This window comes from Vibrio sp. 2134-1, from assembly GCF_033339495.1.
Genome location: NZ_JAWOUS010000714.1, coordinates 1 through 583 on the forward strand (window position 1 = coordinate 1; position 583 = coordinate 583).

Annotated in this window: 1 pseudogene; it reads left to right on the forward strand. The window is 47.0% G+C overall.

Going from position 1 to position 583, the window contains the following annotated elements:
- Nucleotides 1-583, forward strand: a pseudogene (locus R7R78_RS28125) (lipase); the annotation flags it as partial.

The window sequence follows — 583 nt, forward strand, 5'->3', positions numbered from 1 at the left end:
TAAATCTGGCGTCGCGACAGACGTTGTGATTTATCAACACGGCATCACCTCTGCGAAAGAGAATGCGTACGCGTTCGCGTTCAATATGGTAAAAGCAGGTGTGGCAGTTATCGCTATTGACTTACCTATTCATGGTACGCGCAGCTTAGATGAACAACGTTCCGCAAATGCGAATGTACTGGCTTATCTAAATCTTTCCAACTTAGCCGTTGCGCGTGACAACCTACGTCAAAGTGTTCTGGATGTGTTAGGTTTGCGCGCTAGCTTGGTAGTATCTGCTCAAGGCGGTCTTTTAGCTGGAGGTCCTCTGCAAGGCTTCAACCCAATGACGGGTTCAAAAGTCAAAATGCTAGGTCATTCACTTGGCGGTATTGTCGCTACATCTGCCGTCGCAGCAGCAAACAATACATTGGGCAGCCCTACTGCCGATGCGCTGTACACCTTTAGTTCTGCATCAGTACAGAACTCTGGTGGACAAATTGGTAATTTGTTACTGGGTTCAGACAATTACGGCCCTCAGATCAAACATAACCTCGCTTATGCAGCATCAAAAGACTATGCGAATTACGCTGATGCATCATGT